This is a genomic window from Paenarthrobacter sp. YJN-D (assembly GCF_015040335.1).
Classification (GTDB): Bacteria; Actinomycetota; Actinomycetes; order Actinomycetales; family Micrococcaceae; genus Arthrobacter; species Arthrobacter nicotinovorans.
This window is the reverse complement of record NZ_CP053549.1, coordinates 3,399,617-3,414,659: the sequence shown is the minus strand read 5'-3', so window position 1 is coordinate 3,414,659 and position 15,043 is coordinate 3,399,617. Positions and strand designations below refer to the sequence as shown.

13 protein-coding genes are annotated in these 15,043 nt (G+C 65.2%); 6 read left to right on the top strand and 7 right to left on the bottom strand.

Going from position 1 to position 15,043, the window contains the following annotated elements; translation table 11 throughout:
- Positions 1-54: 54 nt before the first annotated feature.
- The 5 genes from HMI60_RS15760 (at position 55) to HMI60_RS15740 (ending at position 9,225) form a co-directional block, all read left to right on the top strand.
- Positions 55-2,124: an Hsp70 family protein gene (locus HMI60_RS15760; RefSeq protein ID WP_193589955.1), complete on the top strand. Its 2,070-nt coding sequence runs from the start codon at positions 55-57 to the stop codon at positions 2,122-2,124.
- 3 nt (positions 2,125-2,127) lie between these two features.
- Positions 2,128-4,194, top strand: coding sequence for a LuxR C-terminal-related transcriptional regulator (locus HMI60_RS15755; RefSeq protein ID WP_193589954.1), 2,067 nt, complete (start codon positions 2,128-2,130; stop codon positions 4,192-4,194).
- Positions 4,195-4,368: 174 nt separating this feature from the next.
- Entirely contained in the window at positions 4,369-5,736 is a 1,368-nt protein-coding gene (locus HMI60_RS21185) for an IniB N-terminal domain-containing protein (protein ID WP_193589953.1), read from the top strand.
- A gap of 130 nt (positions 5,737-5,866) precedes the next feature.
- Positions 5,867-7,750, top strand: a complete 1,884-nt coding sequence (locus HMI60_RS15745) for a dynamin family protein (protein ID WP_193589952.1) — start codon at positions 5,867-5,869, stop codon at positions 7,748-7,750.
- Positions 7,747-9,225, top strand: a complete 1,479-nt coding sequence (locus tag HMI60_RS15740) for a dynamin family protein (protein ID WP_193589951.1) — start codon at positions 7,747-7,749, stop codon at positions 9,223-9,225. Before HMI60_RS15745 ends, HMI60_RS15740 begins: the two co-directional genes overlap by 4 nt.
- Here the strand turns inward: HMI60_RS15740 and HMI60_RS15735 are convergent.
- Complete coding sequence (locus tag HMI60_RS15735) at positions 9,206-9,796, bottom strand: hypothetical protein (protein ID WP_039242769.1); 591 nt, start codon at positions 9,794-9,796, stop codon at positions 9,206-9,208. The two genes, HMI60_RS15740 and HMI60_RS15735, sit on opposite strands and share 20 nt — an antisense overlap.
- A gap of 6 nt (positions 9,797-9,802) precedes the next feature.
- Complete coding sequence (locus HMI60_RS15730; protein WP_055971220.1) at positions 9,803-10,210, bottom strand: PLD nuclease N-terminal domain-containing protein; 408 nt, start codon at positions 10,208-10,210, stop codon at positions 9,803-9,805.
- An 87-nt stretch (positions 10,211-10,297) separates the two neighbouring features.
- Here HMI60_RS15730 and HMI60_RS15725 point away from each other — a divergent pair, with 87 nt between their 5' ends.
- On the top strand, positions 10,298-10,609 hold the full coding sequence (locus HMI60_RS15725; protein WP_193589950.1) for a DUF4229 domain-containing protein: 312 nt from the start codon (positions 10,298-10,300) through the stop codon (positions 10,607-10,609).
- A gap of 59 nt (positions 10,610-10,668) precedes the next feature.
- Here HMI60_RS15725 and HMI60_RS15720 read toward each other — a convergent pair whose 3' ends face one another.
- The 5 genes from HMI60_RS15720 to HMI60_RS15700 form a co-directional block, all read right to left on the bottom strand.
- The gene (locus HMI60_RS15720) at positions 10,669-11,550 is read right to left on the bottom strand and encodes a 1,4-dihydroxy-2-naphthoate polyprenyltransferase (protein ID WP_064721439.1); all 882 of its coding nucleotides are present in this window, start codon (positions 11,548-11,550) and stop codon (positions 10,669-10,671) included.
- A 53-nt stretch (positions 11,551-11,603) separates the two neighbouring features.
- Entirely contained in the window at positions 11,604-12,743 is a 1,140-nt protein-coding gene (locus HMI60_RS15715; RefSeq protein WP_193589949.1) for an AMP-binding protein, read from the bottom strand.
- 9 nt (positions 12,744-12,752) lie between these two features.
- Positions 12,753-13,715, bottom strand: coding sequence for a 1,4-dihydroxy-2-naphthoyl-CoA synthase (locus HMI60_RS15710; protein WP_018776960.1), 963 nt, complete (start codon positions 13,713-13,715; stop codon positions 12,753-12,755).
- Between the two features lie 21 nt (positions 13,716-13,736).
- Entirely contained in the window at positions 13,737-14,174 is a 438-nt protein-coding gene (locus HMI60_RS15705) for a VOC family protein (protein WP_193589948.1), read from the bottom strand.
- A 106-nt stretch (positions 14,175-14,280) separates the two neighbouring features.
- A complete protein-coding gene (locus HMI60_RS15700; RefSeq protein WP_193589947.1) occupies positions 14,281-15,009 on the bottom strand; it encodes a CPBP family intramembrane glutamic endopeptidase in 729 nt (242 codons plus the stop codon).
- Positions 15,010-15,043 lie beyond the last annotated feature (34 nt).

Here is a 15,043-nt window from a genome sequence, read left to right as displayed (position 1 = left end):
CCCGCTAGTGAAGCAGCTCGCTTGCGTCGTGCCATGTGAACTCTCGAGGTACCCATGAGCTATGTTCTCGCCATTGATGTCGGGACAAGTTACACCGCCGCAGCTCTTATCAAGCCTGGGCGGAGCGCCGCACCCACGCCTGAAATCCTGCCCCTCGGGATCCATGGAAGCACTGTGCCTTCGGTGCTTTTCTACGCGGACGACGGCCGGATATTGGTGGGCGAGGCGGCTGAACGCCGGGGCCTGGACGATCCCCGGCGGATGGTCAGGGAATTCAAGCGCCGTATAGGCGACTCCGTTCCACTCGCTGTGGGTGAGGGCTGGATGTCGCCCGAGGACGTGTACGCCACCATGGCCCGATGGGTGGTGGACAGGGCCGAAGAGCGGGAGGGGAGCCTGCCATCGTCGATCATCATGACGCACCCCGCAGCGTGGGGCGCGCACCGTACCTCGACGGTCCTCGCCGCGTTGAACGTTGCGGGCCTGCACGATGTCACCCTGATCAGCGAACCAGTTGCCGCCGCCCTGCACTACGCCACCCAAACCCGCGTGGAGGACGGCAGCACCATCGCCGTGTATGACCTTGGCGGCGGAACGTTTGATACCGCGGTCCTGCGCAAGGCGGGCGCTGGCAGCTTCGAACTCCTGGGCCGTCCCGACGGCATTGAAACCCTTGGCGGCGCCGATTTCGACGCCGCCGTTCTGCGCCACGTCATGGGTCACCTCGGGGACGCCTTGGAGGGACTCGAGCCGGAGGCGCCGGAAAGCAAGGCAGCGTTATCCAGGCTGCGGCGGGAGTGCCGCGAAGCCAAGGAAGCGCTGTCCATGGACAGCGAGGCCAGTATCGCCGTCGCGCTGCCGGGAACCCAGCGGACCCTGCGGCTGGTGCGGTCCGAGTTCGAGGCCCTGATCGAGGCGTCCATCCGGGAAACCGTGCACGCTCTCGAGCGGAGCCTGCGCAGCATCCACCTTGAGCCCGGGGACCTGAGTACCGTGCTGCTCATCGGCGGCTCGTCCCGCATTCCCTTGGTGGCGGAAATGATTTCGGTGGAACTGGACCGTCCGATCGCCGTCGATGCCGATCCCAAGTCGTCCATCTGCCTTGGCGCCGCTGTCGCGGGTCTGGGTACCGCAACTGCAGCAGACCTGGAAGCGGCCGAAGCTGAGGCTGCCCCGGCGACGGTGATGGAAGGACGTGGCGTTGCCAAGCGGGCGAAGACCGCGCGGCCGCACGTCGCCGGCTCCAGGCCCCACCTCGGTGCCGTCAAAGCCGCGGTCGCTCCCGGGGGCGCACACCGCTCCCACGTCCGCCTGGCCGCAGCGGCGGTTGCAGCAGCAACTGCGCTGACCATTGCCACCGCCACGGCGGCGCAGAGCCCTGAAGGCAGCGGCATTCTGGCGTCCATGTTCGGAAACCAGGCTGCCGACGTCATGCGCGGCGACGGCTCGCCGGTTGCCGCAGCCCAAGCCAACGGCGGGGGCGGTGCCGCCTCGGGTGCGGCACCGGCGGTGGGAGGTCCGACGGCGGGACTTGAGGCCAGTGCCCGCGCTGGAGTGACGCGGGCGGGGACCGGGAGCGGAAAGAGCCCGGCACGGTCGGGAAGCACGGGAAGCGGCTCAGGTGCGGGATCGGGGGCTGCCCAAGGCCAGACAGCCGGTACCGGCGGAGCAGGCAGTGCGGCCGGGACAGGCGGTGCGGCCGGGACAGGCGGTGCGGCCGGGACAGGCGGTGCGGCCGGGACAGGCGGTGCGGCCACTGGATCCACGACGCCGGAGACTCCCGGAAGCGGCTCCAGCAACCCTCCGGCGGCGACGCCCACCCCGGAGCCTACAGGCGGGGCCGCCAGCGGACCCACACCACCACCGGCAACGACGCCACCCACTGTGCCGCCGCCGGTAACCGATCCTTCCACGCCACCTGTCATACCGACGGACCCGGTTACCCCATCGCCGGTACCCACGGTGCCGCAGCCAGAACCCACAGTGACCCAGGACCCTGCTCCACCGTCGCCTGAACCAACAGTGCAGCCTGAGCCCACCATCCCGCCGGCCACAGTCGCCCCGGAGCCCCTGCCAACAGAGACAAGTCCGGCCCCGGATCCAGCACTGACTCCGGCGGTCTGACCCATGACGGGACAGGACCACCGGCCGCGGCATTTTCCGCCCGGGCGGGATGAGCAGCCGTCCGGCCTCCCGGCCGACGCCCCGGGGGAGGCGCCGGGCCCTGAACTGCCCGGTCAGCCCGCCGCAGTCCAGGAGTTGCTGCTGGCGCTGTCCTTGGGTTTTTCCCTCCACTCCCTTCTGCCCGGCAGCCTTGAACACCGCGAAGACCTGGACTCGGTCATCCACGTGGCAAAGGACGCCGGGCTGATATCGCCTGATGGATCAGTGGTTGGGACCGTCCACTATGCCTTGCTTTCGAGCACACCGCCGGCGCGCATCCGGGCCCTGCAGAGGGAACTGGTGGACAGGACCGCGGCAGAGGGCCGTCCCTTGGGCGACGTCGCCCGGCAGCTTGCGCAGAACGGGTTCCAGGATCCACGGATCGTCGCGGAGCTGGAGCGTGCCGCGGAGGGGGTTCTGGACTCCGAGCCCGGCCTGGCGGCCGAACTCTATGCAGAAGCACTTCTCGCCGGAGGACAGGAGACCACCACGGCGGCCAGGCGGGCGCAGGCAGCGGCGGCCTTGGGCGATCTGGACACTGCCGGCAGGATAGTGGACCGGCTCCTGGCAACACCGGAGGCCCCTCACATCCGCCTGGGAGTTGACGTTGCTGCGGCTGTTTGGGCACAGCGGGGCATGCTCTCCCGGAGCGCGGACACCTACACCTGGCTGGGGCGGGATAGGATCGACGGTTCGGCGCCCCTTGCAGCCGTGGCCATGATCGGTTCAGGCAACGTTGCGGGCGCCGGTCAGTTGGCGGCTGCCTCGCCGGAGGGCTCACCTACACTCCTGGCTGTGGCTCTGTCATTGACCCAGCAGGGACTTCGTCAAACACTGGGACCCACGCCGCAAATCGCACTGCCCGAGCTCATCAGGGCCTCCGACATGATGAACGCGGCCGGCACGTCGATTCCCCTTGTGGAGACACCGGCGGCCCTTGCCGCGCTGTGCGCCCTCCACACCGGGGAAGCCGGCATCGCCGATATGGTCCTCAAGGCAGCGCTTGCCGCCGGACAGGGCGGCAATACGGCCCGTCCCAGGCTGTTCCTGTTGCAGGCCTGGACCGCCATGCAGCAGGACAACCCGGACGAAGCCCGCTTGGCCATCAACGAAGCAGTGAAAGCGAACCACTGGCCCCTGGCGCCCAGGGATGATTTCCTGCTGGCTGCATTGGATGTCGGTTTGGCACGCCGGGGCAGCGAAGTCCACGAGCTGCTGCTGGCGTGGGAGCGGGCCCGCGAGGCAATGATGCATGTGTCAGTGGACCTGTTCAGTCTCCTGCCCTGGGGAGAGCTCATGATCGCCGCCGCACGGTTGCGGGAGACCCGCCGGGTGGGGCATTACCTGGACGGTGTCTGGCACTTCCTTGGCCGGCTGGGGGATGCCCCATTATGGTCGGTACCCCTGCATTGGGCTGGAGTGCAGGCAGCCCTTCTTAGCGAGAGTCCGGCCGAACTCGCTCCCCACGCTGCTGCGCTGGTGCGTGCCTCCGAACACAGCCACCTGGCGTCCGTGCTCGCCGCAGCGGGCAAAGCCTGGGTTTCGGTCCTGGCCGCACGGTTTGAAGCGTCCGACGTCGAAACCGCCGCCCGTGGTTTGGCCTCGGTCGGATTGCCCTGGGAAGGCGCACGGCTGGCCGGCCATGCCGCTGCGCACGCCGAAGAGCGGCGGGACATGGTGCGGCTCCTTGCCTGTGCCCGGGACATCCACCCCCAAGGGGTTTCCCCATCGGCCCCGCCTCAGGAGCTGGCCGGCGCTTCACAAGCTGACGTCTCCTTGCATGCACTTGCCGGGGAGTACGGGAGTCCGGGGGTTCAGGATTCATCCGGGCTCAGCCCCAGGGAGCGCGAGGTCGCCCGGCTCATCCTGGAAGGCAAGACCTACCGCGAGATCGGCGAGGCCATCTACATCTCGCCCCGCACCGCGGAACACCATGTGGCGCGCATGCGGCGTCGCTTGGGAGCGGAAAACCGTTCAGAGCTGCTGGTCCGCCTGCGCCTGGCGTTGGGGGAGGGGTACCCCCCTCCGTAAGCGGGACCCCCTCAGCCCCCTAACGGAAAACCCGGCAATCCCCTAACGGCAGGGCATGGGGTAGGGGGACCACCCCCGATGCCCGGTCTTCGGTCCCGGCAATACGTTGAATGCAAGCCCGGCAAAGGCGCCGGGCCAATTTCGAAAAACCACAGAATTTGAGGGAGCACTCCAATGCCAACACTCGCACAACAGCTCGTGCAGTTCCTGATGAGCCTGTTCAACGATCCTGACGCCGCAGAAGACTTTGTACGCGATCCCGAAGCGGCCCTCGCCGCTGCGGGCCTGCGGGATGTCTCCTCGGCAGATGTCGACGCGGTCCGCCCCGTGGTCCTCGACTACGCACCGATCAATGCCAGGTCGTCCTTCGACCGTGAATACAACACCGGAGGAAACCACGCGACGACCGGCGGCGGACGGCCCGAGCACGATGGCGGCGGCTGGAGTGGCGGCGGACGCCCGGAGCACGATGACGATCACGGCGGCGGCGGTGGCGGTGCCGGCGGTGGTTGGGATGGCGGGCATGACGGTCATGACCACGACCACGACGACGATCACGGCGGCGGCGGTGGCGGTGCCGGCGGTGGTTGGGGCGGCGGGCACGACGGTCATGACCACGACCACGACGACGATCACGGCGGCGGCGGTGGCGGTGCCGGCGGTGGTTGGGGCGGCGGGCACGACGACCATGCACATGCGGTCCAGCAACTCGTCCACGTGGTGAACAACTACTCCTACACCACCACCATCGATGACCGCGACACGATCACGGACCAGTCGGTGAACCAGAACATCTGGGCCAACGGAGATGTCTCCCAGATGTTCAACCAGGACGCAGTGATCGCCTCCGGTGATGGTGCCATTGCCGCCGGCGACGATGTCACGAATTCCGGAAACACCACGACCACAACCACCACCACGAACAACGATGACCACACCGTGGACAACTCGGTCAACGTCAACACCAGCGGCAACAACAACGATGTCTCGGTGGGCAACGACTACTCGGATCATTCGGTGACCAAGGACTCGTACAACACGGACGATTCCTACAACACAGAGGATTCGTACAACACCGATGTTGACGTGGACGTGGAGATCGAGGATTCGTTCAACGAGGACAACTCCAACCACACAACGAATACCACCAACACAACGAACACGACCACCACAACCAACACCACCAACACGGCCACGGGCTCGTTCAACGACAACTCCACGGACGTGGATGTCGATCTGGAGGACGTACAAGTGGTGAACGATTCCGTGGTGGTCCAGGACAACGAACTGGACCTGGAATACTCGCCGGACTACTCCACCAACGTGGAAGTGGACGACGTCAACGTCATCAACGATTCCATCGTTGTGGCCGACAACGAGTTGACCTACACCGAGGACAATTCCACCACCGTAGGCGACGTCGACGTTGACTACACCAACGTCGAGGACAACGTTGTTGTGGCGGATAACGAACTCGATGTCGAGTACAACGACATTGATGATTCGGTGGTGGTTGCCAAGAACGACGTCGATATCGACTGAGGCAGCACCCTCCGCGCAGGAGTTGCAAGCACAAGCGCGAAACCCCAGCAGTGCCCGGCAGGTGGACCCCCTCCTGCCGGGCACTTCGTGGCCCCCGGACAAGGGGCGGCATGTGAGCAAAGGAAGAACCGTGGCGGAAACAGTACGCATGACCACCCTTGTGGAGCACGGGATAGCACTGGCAGGTGAGCGGAACGACCTCAGGCGGCGCTTGGACAACACGCTCCGACGCCTCCAGGACCCCAGCGTCAGGGTGATTGTGGTGGGCGAGTTCAAACAAGGGAAGAGCCAGCTCATCAACGCTTTGGTCAACGCTCCTGTGTGCCCGGTGGATGACGACATCGCCACCACCGTTCCCACGCTGGTAAGGCAAGGTGATCCGGCGTCGGCGGTTGTCCTTGTCCCCGCGGCCGATCCCCCCGGGCCGGACAGCTTTACGGACATCGATGGCGGTGAATCGCGCCTTGAGCGCAAGCCCGTGCCGTTGGCCGAATTGTCGGACTTTGTCTCCGAGAAGGGCAACCCGGGAAATGCCAGGAACATCGTTGCAGCGGAGGTCGCCCTTCCCAGGAAGCTCCTGTCAGGCGGGCTCTGCATTGTGGATTCCCCGGGAGTGGGAGGACTTGGCTCAAGCCACACCCTGACCACGCTCACGGCATTGCCCTCGGCACATGCCATGCTGTTTGTCTCCGATGCGTCCCAGGAGTACACAGAACCGGAAATGCGCTTCCTCCGGCAAGCCATGCGCGTGAGTCCCAACGTAGCCTGCGTGCTGTCCAAAACAGACCTCTATCCGGCATGGCGCCAGATCGCTGAGCTGGACAAGGGCCACCTGGCCGACGTCGGGCCGGAAATCCCCCTGTTTCCTGTCTCTTCGGAGCTGCGGCTCGAGGCCGCGAGGCTCCAGGACGCCGAATTGAACAACGAATCCGGGTTCCCGGAGCTGGTCTCCTACCTGCGAAAGGCCATTGTTGCTGAGGCGGCCCTCATTCAGCGCCGGTCCGTAGGCAACGACCTCGTGTCGGTTACGGGGAACCTCATGCTGGCGTTGCGGTCGGAACTTGGGGCCTTGGAAAATCCCGAAGACACACCGCAGATGATCGCGGGCCTGAAAGCGGCCAAGGACGATGCCGACGCGCTCCGGAAGAAGTCCGCCCGATGGCAGACCACCCTGAATGACGGCATTGGCGATCTCATCGCGGACATGGAATATGACCTCAAGGACCGTCTTCGGCGAATACAACGCGAAGCCGAGGCGGCCATTGACCAGGGCGATCCCGGTCCCGCGTGGGAACAGTTCGCCAAGTGGCTTGAACAAAGCGTTGCCGCCGCCGTTTCCGACACTTTCGTGTGGACCAGCGAGCGGGCACAGTGGCTGGCCGGACAGGTGGCAGAGCATTTTTCCGAAGACGAAGTGGCTTTGCCTGCCCTCCACGTTGCCGACACCGGCGGAGTGCTTGACCCCGTGGCAGAAATCCAGGACATGGAAGATGGCCGTATGGGACCTGTGCAGAAGGTTCTGATCGGCATGCGCGGGTCCTATGGCGGGGTGCTGATGTTTGGCCTCTTGACGGGTTTGTTTGGCTTGGCCCTGATCAACCCGCTGTCTGTGGGGGCCGGGCTCATGCTGGGCCGGAAAGCGTATCGGGAGGAGCAGGAAGCACGGCTGAAACGTCGGCAGGCAGAGGCCAAACTCCTGGTGCGGAAGCAGGTGGACGACGTCGTGTTCCAGGTGGGCAAGCAACTCAAGGACCGGTTGCGGCTGGTTCAGCGGGCCACCCGGGATCACTTCACGGACATCGCAGAGGAACACCACCGTTCCCTCACCGAATCCGTGGCTGCGGCGCAGAAGGCGGCAGCCACCTACGCTGCCGAGCGGGACCTACGGATCAAGGAGATCAAGAACCAGCTCAAAGCCGTGGAAACCTTGCACGCGGTTGCCCGGCAACTTCAGGAAGAAGGGGCCGGAGGACAGCACGCCGTTCCGGCGTCGTCCGCGGTTCCGGCGGGATGATCGAATCGGGAATCGCCGGCGCAGCGGAGCTGCTCCGGCAAGCGCGGGAGGTCTTCCAGGGGGAGCCGGCTGCCCTGGCTGTCCTGGACGACCTCGACCAACGCCTTGCCGGGCCGTTGCGTATTGCGGTGGCCGGAATGGTCAAAGCCGGAAAGTCCACCCTTCTCAATGCCATCATCGGCGAGGAGATCGCTCCTACCGACGCCGGTGAGTGCACGAAGATCGTCACGTGGTACCGCTACGGGCACGCTCCCCGTATCACCCTGCACCCCTTGGCAGGCGGGCCGCAGGCGCTGCCAGTGCACCGTGAAGATGGCCGCTTGGTGTTTTCATTGGGGGAATTCCAGGCGGAGGACGTGGAAAAGCTCGTGGTTGATTGGCCGGCAGCCAGCCTCCGGGATCTCACCTTGATCGACACCCCGGGCATCGCTTCCTTGTCCAAGGATGTATCCGGGAGGTCCACGGCCTTCCTGCTTCCCGAAGACGCTCCCACCGCTGCGGACGCCGTCATCTACCTGATGCGTCATTTGCACGCCTCGGATGTCCGGTTCCTCGAATCCTTCAAGGACACCGCCGCCGGGAAATCCGGGACGGTCAATGCCCTCGCTGTCCTGTCACGCGCGGATGAGATAGGTGCCGGCAGGATAGATTCGCTCATTTCCGCTGCCGTGATTGCCGACAGATACAGCCGGGACGAAAACCTCAAACCGCTCGCACTGGGAGTGGTACCCGTGGCGGGACTGCTGGCGCAGAGCTCCAGGACCATGCGCCAGGGCGACGTGGACGCCCTCATGCTCCTGGCGCGCATGGACCGGAACCAGCGCGAAAGGATGATGCTCTCTGTTGACCGCTTTGTCCGCGCGGCCGGACCGGAAGGCGTGGAGCCCGGCCTGAAGGCTTCCCTGGTCCAACGGTTCGGGCTGTTCGGGATCAGGCTGGCAGTGGCCCTGATCCGGGGCGGAATCACCAACCCGACGGAACTGGCGCACGAACTCGCGCGACGCAGCGGACTCGGCCGCCTGCTGGACACAGTGGCCTCCTTGTTCCAAACGCGGGCCGACGCACTCAGGGCGCGCGCCGCCGTCGTGGGTTTGGAGTCACTGCTAAGCGGCTCCCAACCCGGCCAGTCAGCAGTCCTCGAACCGGCGCTGGAGGAGTTGCTCGCCGGCGCGCACGAATTCCGCGAACTCAAGCTCCTGGGCTCGCTGAGGACAGGTGGTGTGGTCCTGCCACCCGGGCAGGCAGAGGACGCGGAACGACTGGTGGGCGGCCGCGGCAACCTTCCGTTCCAGAGGCTGGGACTTCCCCCGGAAGCGGACGCGGAGGAGATCGCGCGCGAAACCCGCAGGGCCCTTGACCGTTGGCGGCAGATCGCGGAAAACCCGTTGTTGGTCGAGCCTTCGGCGGTGGAAGCCTGCCGGGTTGTCCTGCGCAGTTGCGAAGGTATCCTGGCGGCTATGCCCGCCGCCCGCTGAGCAGCCAGGCTGTCGTCGACGGCAGGAAAAGCAGAATCAGGCCGGCTGCAGCGAGGATGAATTGCGCGGCGAGAAGCACCATGGCCATGACGCCGTCATTGCCCGGAGCCACCACATAATCAGCGGTGATCACGGTGACGACGGCGTGGAGGAGGAGCAGGGGAGCCAAGGCCCAACGGGGCCATGTGCGTCGCCTGAAAAGGATCGCCAAGAGGACGGCTTCCATCGCGACCACCACGGCGATCATGGCCAGGCTGCCGAGGAATACGACGGCGGCGGCCCCCTCGACGGAGTTGGCGTCGCCGTCCGGGACCATGGACTGGATAACGCCCTTCAAGCGCTCAAAGTGGGCGTCGCGGCCAAGGAACCCCGTGAAGACCACGGCGATGCCGGCCACGAAACTTGCCAGCCACAGCGAACGGGACAACCGGGCCGGCCCGGGAGGCTTTACCGCTGCAGGGATGGGCGGCGGAGTGGAAAGGGACATGCCCGGGCGCTGGGGTGGCGCCGGTGGCCCGCTGACTGATGGCGTGGAGGGTGACTGCCGTGAACCATCAGCTTGCTGGGCCATGTTTGCCTACTTCAGCTCGTCGGTATCATGCGTATCCGGCTCACCGCGTTGGGCATCGTCCGTGCCTGGTGACGTGTCCCGGAGTTTGCGTTCCTTGGCTTCGAGATCCGCCTTGAGCTTCTTCAGGCGGTCCTCTTCGGCTTGGTTGCGACGGCGGGTCTCCAGGTTGCGGAGGAACTCGGGGTCGTCGTCCGGTGCGGTGGGGTGGCGCCTTACGGGGGTGGCCGTGGGCTTGTTGTAGGGACGGCCGAAAATGAACCACAGAACGGCACCCAGCAACGGCAGGACGATCATCACGATGATCCACGCGGTCTTCGAAATGCCGCGGGTCTGGTGCCGGTCAGTGCGTATGACATCCACCAGGGCATAGACGAAGACAACAAGAACGACGACGACGCCTATAACGCGGAGCATGCATCAAGTCTAGTGCCCGGAAGCCGTTCGCTGGACGCCCTCTTTGGGCCGTGACCAGAGTGCAACCATTCGGGCGGCTAAACTTGGATGGTGGCTTTCCTGAAGTATTCCCTCATCCGCCTGGCGCTGTTCGTGCCGTTGTTCATCGTCTTCGCCCTTTTGCAGGTGGGTCTGCTGCCTGCGGCCATCTTCGCAGGGCTCATGGCCTTCGCCATCAGCTACCTGTTCTTCCAGAAGCAGCGCGACGAAGCCACGGCGGCGATGCGCGAGCGTTTCTCCGGGCGCGCCAAGCCCATCCGCACCGCCGGCGAGGTTGAAGACGCCGAAGCTGAGGACAGCCTGGTGGAGAAGAACCCGGACATTGCCGTCAATAACGACAAGCGCCCCGGCGCGGCCTAAGAATTGAAACAGCGAACGCCCCTCAGCACATTGCCGGGGGCGTTCGCTTTTTGTGGAGCCTAGAAGCCGCGGCTCAGAACGAGCCCGAGCGAGAACAACAGGCTGTAGCCGAGGTTGATCAGGCCGGTCTGCTTGAGCACCGGGATGAGGCTCTTGCGCTTCTTGCCGTTGACCATCAGCCATGCAGGCATGAGGCAGGCGGGGATCAGCAGGAGCACGATCAACATCCAGGGCTTCGTGGGCGCCAGGACGATCACCAGCAGGATGGACACGGCCAGCATCAGCACGTAGCTTTCGCGGGCATGACGGTCACCCAGGCGGACTGCCAAGGTCCGCTTTCCGGCCGCGGTGTCCGTGGGGATGTCCCGTACGTTGTTGGCCATGAGCAAGGCGCAGGCGATGAGGCCGGTACCTATTGCGCCGATGACTGCGGCCAGGCTCACCTGGCCGGCCTGCGTGTAGGTGGTACCCAGGGTGGCCACCAGTCCGAAGAACACAAACACGAACACATCACCCAGGCCCATGTAGCCGTAGGGGTTCTTGCCGCCCGTGTAACCCCACGCTGCCAGGACGCAACCGATGCCCACCAGGATGAGCCACCACGTTTGGGTAATGATCACCAGGATGAGGCCGCACAGCATGGCAGCGCCGAACAGGGCGAAGGCCGCCCACTTCACCTGTTCCGGCTTCGCTGCCCCGGAACCCACCAAGCGCAGCGGGCCGACCCGGTCCTCATCGGTTCCGCGAATGCCGTCGGAGTAGTCGTTGGCGTAGTTGACGCCGATCTGCAGCAGAAGCGCGACAAGCGCCGCGAGGATCGCGTTCGGCAGCCGGAAAGCATGGAGCTCGTACGCCGCTGCCGAACCGATCAGGACCGGCGCTATTGCCGCGGGCAGGGTGCGGAGCCGGGCTCCTTGGATCCATTGTGCAGCTGTCGCCACGTGTAGTACCTCGTGTGTTTCGCGTTTGATCTCAGTTGGGGGGAAGAACTTGTCTATTGTCCCTGATGCAGATTGGAAAGCTGTTCAATCATGGCCAGCCTGTCCGGTTTTCCGTTCGGCAGCATCAGCAATTCCTTGTCGGCCAACACTGTTTTCGGGGCCAGGACGCCCAGGGCGGCCTCCCGCCGGGCCGTGAAACCCTTGATTCCGTCAGGGCTGGGATCCTCGACGGCCACGTAGGCCGCAACAGCCTGGCCCCATTCCCGCGAGGGGACGCCTGCGACGAAAGCCGCGGTGACGCCGTCGAGCTCTTCCAGCTTGCTCTGGATATACGTGGCGGAGGCCTTGACGCCCCCGGTGATGATGACGTCGTCGGCGCGTCCCAGCACGGTGAGTTTGCCTTCCGGGGACAGTTCCCCGAGGTCGCCGGTGACGTACCAGCGCGTACCGTCCTCTTCGAAGAACGCAGCCTTTGACGCACGGGCAGCATCCAGGTAACCCGCGGCCACCGTGTCGCCGCCCAGCAGGACCCGGCCTTCCAGGTCGCCGTCGCCGATCCGGATTTCGACGCCGTCCAGCGGCTCGCCGTCGTACACGCACCCGCCGCACGTTTCGGCGGAACCGTAGGTGGTGACCACCTTCAGGCCCGCGGCCTGGGCGGCTGCCAGGAGGCCGGGCGACGCCGGTGCGCCGCCCAGCAAGATGGCGTTGAAGCGGCGCAGTACGGCGAGGGTTTCGGGCGCGGGGGAGTCCAGGAGCCGTTGCAGCTGCGTGGGCACCAGGGAGGTGAACCGGATCTTGTCCGTCAGTTCCTCGGCTGCGGCAGTGAAGGCCTCCGGAGTGAAGCCGTTGGTCTGGTCCATCACCCACGGCCGGGTTCCCGCATAAAGGGAGCGGACCAGCACCTGCACGCCGGCCACGTACTGCAGGGGCAGCGCGAGCAGCCACTGGCCTTCGCCGCGCAGTGCCATGGCGGTCGCCACCGACGACGCCGCGAGGGCATCGACGGTCAGTACAGTTGCCTTGGGTGTTCCCGTGGAACCGGAGGTGCGGACCACCACTGCGGCATCCTCGACGCCGGTCTCCACCGGCACCGCCCGGGGTTCGCCGTTTTCATCCAAGACGATTTCGACGGCGGGACCCTCACCGTGGAGGGCAGCCATCAGGGCTTTGAGGACAGGATCGACGTTCACGGAGGAGTCCTAGAAGTAGTAGGGGAAGCTGGACCAGTCGGGATCCCGCTTTTGGAGGAACGCTTCCTTGCCTTCCACGGCCTCGTCCGTCATGTACGCCAGGCGGGTGGCTTCGCCCGCGAAGACCTGCTGCCCGGCCAGTCCGTCGTCGGCCAGGTTGAACGCGAATTTGAGCATGCGGATGGCCTGCGGGGATTGGCGGGCGATGTCGGCGGCGTACTCGAGGGCGACTTCTTCGAGGCGTTCGTGGTCCACGGCCTCGTTGACGGCACCCATCCGGACCATGTCCTCGGCGGAGTATTCGCGGGCGAGGAAGAAGATTTCCCGCGCGGCTTTCTGCCCGATCTGGCGCGCCAGTAGCGCAGAGCCGTATCCGGCGTCGAAACTTCCTACCGTGGCGTCCGTCTGCTTGAACTTGCCGTGTTGGCGGGAGGCGATGGTGAGGTCGCTGACCACGTGCAGGGAGTGCCCGCCGCCGGCCGCCCATCCGTTGACGACGGCGATGACCACCTTGGGCATGGTCCGCATGAGCCGCTGGACTTCCAGGATGTGGAGGCGGCCTGCACGGGCGGGGTCTATAAATTCAGCAGAGTCTCCTGGGGCGTCTTCTACTGCGTACCTGTATCCGTCGCGGCCACGGATCCGCTGGTCGCCACCGGAACAGAACGAATGTCCGCCGTCCTTTTCGGACGGCCCGTTGCCGGTGAGCAGCACGGTGGCGACGTCCGGAGTCATCCGGGCGTGGTCCATGGCCCGGTAGAGCTCATCGACTGTGCCGGGACGGAACGCGTTGCGGACCTCGGGACGGTTGAACGCGATACGGACCGTGGGCAGATCCTTGACCGTGCCGTCCGCGGACCGTTCGACCTGCCGGTGGTACGTCATGTCCTTGAAGTCGTCGAAACCCGAAACCGTGCGCCAGCGCGAGGGGTCAAAGATGTCGGAAACCTTGGCAGGGAGATCGTTGTTCACAGTCCGAGTCTAGTAATGGCCTTAGCTGATGCAGAACTCGTTGCCTTCGGGGTCGGCCATGGTGTGCCATTCCTGGGGTCCCTGGCGGGCGGTCCAGAGGTGTTTGGCGCCGCGGGCTTCCAGCTCCTTGCGCACGACGTCCTTGTCCCGGCCGTCCAGGCGGACGTCCCAGTGCACCCGGTTCTTGACGGTCTTGGGGTTGGGATCGGTCTGGAAGAGGATACGGCGGCCTGTTTTGGGATCGGTGTCTTCGGAGGGCACGATCGCACACCCTTCGGCCCAGACGAGTTTGCCGTTGTGGGTGATGGTCTGGTCTTCGGTGGCGAATCCCTGCTCGATCATGGACCGGATGAACGCCTCGTCCTGGGGTTCGACGGTCCATTCGAGGGTCTCGGCCCACCAATCGGCGAGTTCGTGGGGCTTCCTGCAGTCGACGGCTACCTGGATGTTGAGTGTCATGCCCACCAAGCTATTCCGACGGCGGGTGGCTGGGTAGCGCAATGCGGTCAACTTCCGTCCGGGTTACCCGAGCGGGGGGACAGTGCGCGTAGAGATTTGCTGTCCCTTAGTTGGACAGGAGCTCGGGCGGGACCGCGTAGATCAGCACCACCGCCATGAGGTTCTTGGCCGCGTGCACGAAGTAGGAAAACATCAGGTTCTTGCCTGTCCAGACATAGACGGCCACCAGCACCGCGGCCATTCCCAGATAGGGCGCCAAGGCTGAAAGCACCAGTCCTTCGCGGCCCACCACATGGATGGACGCGAAAACCACCACGGAGATCACGCAGCAGATCCAGATGTTCACATGCTGCGACAACTTGCCGATCAGGAGATGGCGGAACAGGTACTCCTCAACAAACGGCCCCAGAACCACCAGCAGCGGCACCATCAACCAGGCCGGAACGTGCTGCAGCAATCCCTGGATACCCAGTTGGTTCTCGGAGCTTTGGGCGGTCCCGAACGCGGCGACGAGCAGAGCCGTCAGGATGAGCATCACCACGATCGCGAGGGGGATCATGCCCAAGGTGAACCACGGACGTGTCCCCAGGATCTTCAGGTCACGTCCCGCCACACGCCAGGCTGACGCCACGGCAAATATTCCGACGCCGGCATAGAAGACCGCGTTGACGGCATAGGACGCTGTGGCCGGGTCGGGAAACAGCTGAAGCATCAGCCGTTCGCCGGCTTCCCCGCTGGCCGTGAAGTAGATGGTGAATCCGAGATAGACGGCTACGGCCAAGGCATCCAGGGCAGTGAATCTGTACAAAGATGCCTTGGTATGAAGAGTGCCCATGAGTCCAGCCTAGCTTTGCTGCCTGATGCTCCGG

Coding starts and splice junctions, on each gene's coding strand:
- HMI60_RS15760 (WP_193589955.1), top strand. CDS start 55: ATGAGCTATGTTCTCGCCATTGATGTCGGGACAAGTTACACCGCCGCA.
- HMI60_RS15755 (WP_193589954.1), top strand. CDS start 2,128: ATGACGGGACAGGACCACCGGCCGCGGCATTTTCCGCCCGGGCGGGAT.
- HMI60_RS21185 (WP_193589953.1), top strand. CDS start 4,369: ATGCCAACACTCGCACAACAGCTCGTGCAGTTCCTGATGAGCCTGTTC.
- HMI60_RS15740 (WP_193589951.1), top strand. CDS start 7,747: ATGATCGAATCGGGAATCGCCGGCGCAGCGGAGCTGCTCCGGCAAGCG.
- HMI60_RS15735 (WP_039242769.1), bottom strand. CDS start 9,796: ATGGCCCAGCAAGCTGATGGTTCACGGCAGTCACCCTCCACGCCATCA.
- HMI60_RS15730 (WP_055971220.1), bottom strand. CDS start 10,210: ATGCTCCGCGTTATAGGCGTCGTCGTCGTTCTTGTTGTCTTCGTCTAT.
- HMI60_RS15725 (WP_193589950.1), top strand. CDS start 10,298: ATGGTGGCTTTCCTGAAGTATTCCCTCATCCGCCTGGCGCTGTTCGTG.
- HMI60_RS15705 (WP_193589948.1), bottom strand. CDS start 14,174: ATGACACTCAACATCCAGGTAGCCGTCGACTGCAGGAAGCCCCACGAA.
- HMI60_RS15700 (WP_193589947.1), bottom strand. CDS start 15,009: ATGGGCACTCTTCATACCAAGGCATCTTTGTACAGATTCACTGCCCTG.